6 protein-coding genes and 4 tRNA genes are annotated in these 6,530 nt (G+C 43.6%); 7 read left to right on the top strand and 3 right to left on the bottom strand.

Annotated features, from left to right (window positions below; all coding sequences use genetic code 11):
• Positions 1-445: 445 nt before the first annotated feature.
• Both pssA and BIW15_RS19110 read right to left on the bottom strand, forming a co-directional pair.
• On the bottom strand, positions 446-1,786 hold the full coding sequence (gene pssA / locus BIW15_RS19115; RefSeq protein ID WP_077281465.1) for a CDP-diacylglycerol--serine O-phosphatidyltransferase: 1,341 nt from the start codon (positions 1,784-1,786) through the stop codon (positions 446-448).
• A gap of 74 nt (positions 1,787-1,860) precedes the next feature.
• The gene (locus tag BIW15_RS19110; protein WP_179115310.1) at positions 1,861-2,289 is read right to left on the bottom strand and encodes a GNAT family N-acetyltransferase; all 429 of its coding nucleotides are present in this window, start codon (positions 2,287-2,289) and stop codon (positions 1,861-1,863) included.
• 100 nt (positions 2,290-2,389) lie between these two features.
• Here BIW15_RS19110 and murB point away from each other — a divergent pair, with 100 nt between their 5' ends.
• Both murB and birA read left to right on the top strand, forming a co-directional pair.
• Complete coding sequence (murB, locus tag BIW15_RS19105) at positions 2,390-3,433, top strand: UDP-N-acetylmuramate dehydrogenase (protein ID WP_077281463.1); 1,044 nt, start codon at positions 2,390-2,392, stop codon at positions 3,431-3,433.
• Complete coding sequence (birA, locus tag BIW15_RS19100) at positions 3,430-4,395, top strand: bifunctional biotin--[acetyl-CoA-carboxylase] ligase/biotin operon repressor BirA (protein ID WP_077281462.1); 966 nt, start codon at positions 3,430-3,432, stop codon at positions 4,393-4,395. The genes murB and birA overlap by 4 nt, the downstream gene beginning before the upstream one ends.
• Positions 4,396-4,401: 6 nt before the next feature.
• On the opposite strand, the gene coaA is transcribed toward birA, so the two are convergent.
• Positions 4,402-5,325 (bottom strand): type I pantothenate kinase, encoded by a 924-nt coding sequence (gene coaA, locus BIW15_RS19095; protein ID WP_015297458.1) that lies wholly within the window; start codon positions 5,323-5,325, stop codon positions 4,402-4,404.
• A gap of 206 nt (positions 5,326-5,531) precedes the next feature.
• Between coaA and BIW15_RS19090 the strand changes: the two genes are divergently transcribed.
• The 5 genes from BIW15_RS19090 to BIW15_RS19070 all read left to right on the top strand — a co-directional run.
• Positions 5,532-5,607, top strand: a tRNA-Thr gene (locus BIW15_RS19090).
• Positions 5,608-5,643: 36 nt separating this feature from the next.
• Positions 5,644-5,728, top strand: a tRNA-Tyr gene (locus BIW15_RS19085).
• A gap of 35 nt (positions 5,729-5,763) precedes the next feature.
• Positions 5,764-5,838, top strand: a tRNA-Gly gene (locus tag BIW15_RS19080).
• Between the two features lie 13 nt (positions 5,839-5,851).
• Positions 5,852-5,927: transfer RNA gene (locus BIW15_RS19075), tRNA-Thr, on the top strand.
• Between the two features lie 103 nt (positions 5,928-6,030).
• A partial coding sequence (locus BIW15_RS19070; RefSeq protein ID WP_025796244.1) for a GTP-binding protein occupies positions 6,031-6,530 on the top strand: 500 nt, incomplete at its 3' end.

Here is a 6,530-nt window from a genome sequence, read left to right as displayed (position 1 = left end):
TGTCATTTTCCCTTCCAAGAAAGACCGTTCTCAGTTGAGTACCATCTTACTAGCTTCCCCATGAAAGATTAGCTGGTCATTTTAAAGCGCCGTATTAATCTCCTATACCCTCTTCCTAATTATAGTTTTCATAACGTCGAGACAGGACACGTTTTTCTCAATTTCCATTTTGTCGACATTGCCTACTTAATCATGTGGAGTGGAGACATGCGTTTGTCGATTTGATTCAACTTAGAAGGTTAAGCATGCGAATTCGACAGGAGGTTAACTACCTTTGTCTGATTTTTTGAGAGTGAGTCCAGTTTCAATCCTTTAATAAGTATTTATGTTTAAAAGGTGTGTAGGGCCCTTCAGGGTGAGATATGTCTTTTGAAAAATGATCTGCCGTGTACAAAAAAAGCCCAACATAAGTTGGGCTTTCGAAAGACAAATAAGCGGAAGATATTTAAAGGATACGCTTTAAAACACCGTCAGCTTTTAAGCGAGTGATTTTTCTCACGAGTTTTTGTACAGCAAGCGGGTAATCTTCGACTTTTTCCAACTGTTTGTAAGTGCAGATTAGCTGCGTATGTTCAAGGATTCGGGCTACTTCATCTTCAAACTTATGAGTAAGATTTGCGTAGTCATCTTGAATCAATAAACCATTTTCAAGATCGAGAGACCAAGCACGCGGATTTAAGTTGTTACCCGTAAGCAGCATGTATCGCTTATCAACCCAGATACCCTTTAGGTGGAAGCTGTTGTTTTCATGCTTCCATAAGTGCACAGAAAGCTTACGAGCCGCAATGTTCGCCTCATTTGCTTTGGCAAAGCGGCGCAGATTTACCTCGTAAAGGTAAGGAAGACCACCAATGGTTTTGAAATCTTCTTCTGGAGAGATATAGAAATCGTTCGCGGTTTTATCTCCTACCACGATCGTTACTTTTACTCCACGTTTCATTGCACGTTTTACTTCCCGGTGAATTGATTTAGGGAAGTTAAAATATGGCGTACAGATGAAAATTTCGTTTTTTGCTGCTGCTAGTAGCTTGACGATTTGCTGGTTTAGTAAGTTTCGACGCTTACCAAGACCAACAAGTGGTGTGATCTTTACTTTATCTTCCGCCGCTGACTCATGGGCAAATTGATAGTTGGCTTGAGCAAGAGAAGAGCGAAGTTGGCGAATTGCCGATTTAATTTCTTTGGTTTCTGGCTTATCTCGATCGGCCAAGTCGTTTACTGCAGGGTGAGCAATCATTTCATTTTGAACGAAGTTCACCATCGTATCTGCAAGGGACTTGTGCTTAATAACATGGTAGCGATCAAATCGATAGCGACCATGGTACTGCAAATAAACGTTATTAAGGCTAGCGCCACTGTAAATCACGGTATCGTCGACGACGAAGCCTTTTAAATGAAGTACACCAAATACTTCTCGACCGCGAACGGGGATACCATAAACAGGGATAGCATGTTGGTATTGGTCAGCAAACGCTTTATAAAGCGCTGAGTTGCCTTCTGATGCTTCTGCACCAATAAGGCCGCGTTGTGCTCGGTGCCAGTCAACACAGATATTAATGTCTAATCCTGGATTACGCTGCTTTGCTTCGTAAAGTGCAGTGAGTATTTCACGCCCAGCTTCATCATCTTCCAGATATAGAGCGACTAGGTAGATTCGTGACGTTGCTTTGCTGATCGCATCTAAAAGACGAGTTCGAAATGTTTCTGCAGAGTACAGAACATCAAAGTCTTCAGGATTGATTGCGAGACTAGGCAACTGCTCGAATGGATTCCTATTTACTATCATATCGGTGTGAGTACCTTATCTTAGTGCAATATTGCGAACCTGATATTTTACCAAAGATATGATTTCCCTGGCTACTAAAGCGCACGCTTTGAAACCTTTGAAGGGATAAATTGCATTGGAATGAGATCTTTGCCGCTATCAACATAACGTTGAAAGGCCATCTTTAAGGAGTTCGGCAGCTCATGACTGTCAATAGTTTCGAAACCATGTTGAGCATAATATTTTTCTAAGTAGCTAAAAGCGAAGCAATAATCACCATCTTCGAAAACTTTGTTCTCGCAATGCTCTAGCAGAGTGCGGCCAACGCTCCTGCCTCTAACTTCTGGGATTACGAGCATGCCTGTTAATAAGCGATATTGCTCTACGGTTTTTAATCTTAGTAGTGCGACGATCACACCCCCACGACTGGCTGTGATGATGAGTTCATCTTTTTTGGCTCGCCCGGAGGGGTAATAGGCTTTATAGAGCTTTTTAATCAAAGGGAGTTTGATCGGATTTAACACTTCTATGATTAATGAGTTAGGTATTGTCACTGCGGTTAAAAGTTAACTGGGGTAGAATGTGCCCAGTTTAAGAGAATCTTATCTGGCGTTGCAAATCACTATGCAAATTAAAGAACACGCAAGCCTCAAGGCTTTTCACACTTTTGGTATCGAGCAGACTTGCTCCTACTTAGCCATTGTTGACTCGATAGATGATGTAATCAGCCTCTATCAAGATCCTGCTTTTCAAGGTCTGCCGAAGTTGTTTTTGGGTAAAGGCAGCAATGTTCTATTTACTGAACATTTTGATGGTCTCGTCATCGTTAACCGCCTTCTGGGGAAATCGGTTTCAGAAACCCATGAAGATTATCTTCTGCATGTTCAAGGTGGGGAGGATTGGCCGAGTTTAGTGGCTTGGTGTATTGCCCAAGGTATGGGCGGGATCGAAAACTTAGCTTTGATTCCCGGTTGTGCTGGGTCAGCTCCGATCCAAAACATCGGCGCATACGGGGTTGAACTAAAAGATCTTTGTAGCTACGTCGATGTATTGGATTTGACGACTTTAAAAACGAGGCGGATGAGTGCGGAAGACTGCGAATTTGGGTATCGAGATTCAGTTTTCAAACATGATCTATATGAAAAATGCTTTGTCACAGCCATTGGCTTGAAGCTGCCGAAGCGATGGACGCCGAAGAATCAATATGGGCCGTTACAAAATATCCCTGAAAACGAATTAAGTCCAAATGCAATCTTTGAACGTGTGTGCCAAGTTCGTATGGAGAAACTGCCAGACCCAGCTAAAGTCGGTAACGCAGGGAGTTTCTTTAAAAACCCTGTGATCAGCCAAGATCATTATGATCAACTCATTCGAAAGCATAGCAACATGGTGGCTTACCCTGCAAACGAGGGAATGAAAGTGGCAGCCGGTTGGCTGATTGACCAGTGTGGTTTGAAAGGTATTTCAGTCAACGGTGCTCAGGTGAACCCTTTACAAGCGTTGGTATTAACAAATGTCGACAACTGCAGTGCTGATGACGTGGTTGAACTTGCTTCTCTGGTGAAAAAGGCGGTGAGGGATAAGTACCAGATTGAACTCGAACACGAAGTGCGCTTTATGAATCGTCAAGGTGAAACTAATCTCGCTAAGATTGAGGCGGCGCAATGAGAAAAGAACACTCAGTGAAGCTACATATCCTTAAAACACTCAGCGATGGCGGTTTCCATTCAGGTGAAATGCTTGGACAACAACTGGGCATTTCTAGAGCGGCAATTGCAAAGCATATTAAAGGGTTGAATGATTGGGGAGTGGATATTTATCGTATCCAAGGACGAGGCTATCAACTGGCTCATCCTCTTCAATTACTCGATGAAACTCGTCTGAAAAATGCCATTAGCACTCCGGTTGAACTGATTTCCGTGATTGATTCAACGAATCAATATTTGTTAGAGAAAGTCAGCGAATCCGATAAAGGGCGAGTTTGTATCGCTGAATATCAGGCGCAGGGGCGCGGTCGTCGCGGACGTCAATGGATATCGCCATTTGGCACCAATCTGTATTTGTCTATGTACTGGCGTTTAGATGCGGGTATGGCGGCAGCGATGGGACTGAGTTTGGGCGTGGGTATTGCTGCAGTCGAAGCACTGGAAAGTATCGGTATCCAAGGTGTTAAGCTTAAGTGGCCAAACGACATCTACTATCAAGATAAAAAACTAGCCGGTATTTTAGTGGAGATGTCTGGTCAAGCAGGAGGCGCAGCTCACTTAGTTATTGGAATGGGATTAAATATTGGCATGCCTGATGTGCAGCCCGGTATTGATCAACCTTGGACAACACTCAACCAAATTTCCAATGAAGTGAGTATCGATAGAACTCAATTGGCGATACGTCTTATCGATCATTGGAAAGCCGCGTTAGAAGAATATGAACTGACTGGACTGGGTGGTTTTGTTGAACGTTGGAATCGTTTGGACAACTTTATCGGCCGACCGGTTAAGCTTCTTATGGGACCGAGAGAAATACACGGAGTGGTACAAGGTATCGACCAACAGGGTGGGGTGGTGCTCAAAACTGAAAATGGTTTGGAAACCTACATTGGCGGAGAAATTTCGTTGAGAAAAGGGGACTGAGCCCCTTTACTTTCTTAGCGATACTTTGTCGACAAGGTGGTTAGCACCTTTGTGGAGGATCAAATGGGCTCTTTCTCTGGTTGGAAGAATGTTCAATTCCAGATTGAGTCCATTAATATTGCGCCAAATTTCTTTCGCTTTACTTTTCGCTTCATCGACCGACAGCTGCGTATAGTGGCTGAAGTAGGAGCCTGGTTTAGTAAAAGCTCCGCGGCGAAACTTCAAAAATCTCTCAACATACCACTGCTCTATCGTTTCACTTTCCGCATCAACATAAATTGAGAAATCAAGAAAATCAGATACAAATACTCGATGTGGATCATGTGGGTAGTCCATACCGCTTTGTAATACGTTTAAGCCTTCAATAATAAGCACGTCAGGTCGGTCGACTTTTTTTAGCTCATCAGTAATGTCGTATGTGATGTGTGAGTAAACAGGTACTTCAAGATTTGGCTTGCCCGCCTTTACATCAGAAACAAATTCTACCAAACGTTTGATGTCGTAAGATTCGGGAAAACCCTTTCGATGCATGATACCGCGCTCTTCCAAAACCTTTTTGGGATACAGAAAGCCATCCGTTGTAACTAAGGCGACTTTGGGATGATTTTCCCAACGAGAAAGCAGTGCTTTAAGAATACGAGCTGTTGTACTTTTTCCAACAGCCACACTACCTGCAATGCCAATAACAAATGGCGGAGCGTGTTCCTCAGTATTTAGAAACTGCTGAAGAACAGAGTTGCGACTTTGGCGAGCCTGTACATATAAATTGAGTAGACGAGACAAAGGAAGGTAGATCTCTACCGCTTCCTCCATAGTGAGGTTTTCATTTATGCCTTGAAGCGCCTTTAGATCGTCTTCAGAGAGTGTCATCGGAACAGAATTACGCAGTTCTGCCCACTCGGCACGGTCAAATGACAAAAATGGACTCATGGGTCTCTTTTATCCTTGGTTTAGTAGAGAGCAAGAACATACAACAAGCACCGTGCAAAGCAAACGACAAAGCACGAAAGTTTGCTTTAAAAAGCGAGGTTTGTATGATTTTGCAGCAATTGAAACTAAAAAAACGATTTTTACGACTTTTTTTTAAATAGCTATTGCAACCTAGAAAATCATTCAATAGAATGCGCACCACTTATGCCGACTTAGCTCAGTAGGTAGAGCAACTGACTTGTAATCAGTAGGTCACCAGTTCGATTCCGGTAGTCGGCACCATTCTTTCCTTTAGTAGTTAGAATGGCTTAAAAATTTGGAGGGGTTCCCGAGTGGCCAAAGGGAGCAGACTGTAAATCTGCCGGCACTGCCTTCGATGGTTCGAATCCGTCCCCCTCCACCATATTCTTTAGGAAATAGCTCTCAGAGTTACGTGTTGCGGGCATCGTATAATGGCTATTACCTCAGCCTTCCAAGCTGATGATGCGGGTTCGATTCCCGCTGCCCGCTCCACTCTAATTTGAGTGCTGATATAGCTCAGGTGGTAGAGCGCATCCTTGGTAAGGATGAGGTCGGCAGTTCGAGTCTGCCTATCAGCACCAGCTCTCAAAGTTATCTCCTTTTGATATTAGATTTACCAATAATCTTTATTTGGTTGCGTGGTCAATTTGGGCCACCAAAAATCCGTACCTAGAGGGACCACTCATGTCTAAAGAAAAATTTGAACGTACGAAACCGCACGTTAACGTTGGTACTATCGGCCACGTTGACCACGGTAAAACAACTCTAACTGCAGCTATCTGTACTACTCTAGCTAAAGTTTACGGCGGTGAAGCGAAAGACTTCGCATCTATCGATAACGCTCCAGAAGAGCGTGAGCGCGGTATCACAATCGCTACTTCACACGTTGAGTACGACACTCCATCACGTCACTACGCACACGTTGACTGTCCAGGACACGCTGACTATGTTAAAAACATGATCACTGGTGCTGCACAGATGGACGGTGGTATCCTAGTTGTTGCTGCGACAGATGGCCCAATGCCACAAACTCGTGAGCACATCCTACTAGGCCGTCAGGTTGGTATCCCATACATCATCGTATTCATGAACAAATGTGACATGGTTGACGATGAAGAGCTACTAGAACTAGTAGAAATGGAAGTTCGTGAACTTCTATCTGAATACGATTTCCCAGGTGATGA

This window comes from Vibrio sp. SALL6 (genome assembly GCF_002002385.1).
Classification (GTDB): Bacteria; Pseudomonadota; Gammaproteobacteria; order Enterobacterales; family Vibrionaceae; genus Vibrio; species Vibrio parahaemolyticus.
Note: the sequence above shows the minus strand (reverse complement) of the source record. Positions and strands in the feature narration are given on the sequence as shown.

Excerpts from the sequence above, each read along its gene's own strand:
- pssA (WP_077281465.1), bottom strand. The coding sequence starts at position 1,786 with ATGATAGTAAATAGGAATCCATTCGAGCAGTTGCCTAGTCTCGCAATC.
- murB (WP_077281463.1), top strand. The coding sequence starts at position 2,390 with ATGCAAATTAAAGAACACGCAAGCCTCAAGGCTTTTCACACTTTTGGT.
- birA (WP_077281462.1), top strand. The coding sequence starts at position 3,430 with ATGAGAAAAGAACACTCAGTGAAGCTACATATCCTTAAAACACTCAGC.
- coaA (WP_015297458.1), bottom strand. The coding sequence starts at position 5,325 with ATGAGTCCATTTTTGTCATTTGACCGTGCCGAGTGGGCAGAACTGCGT.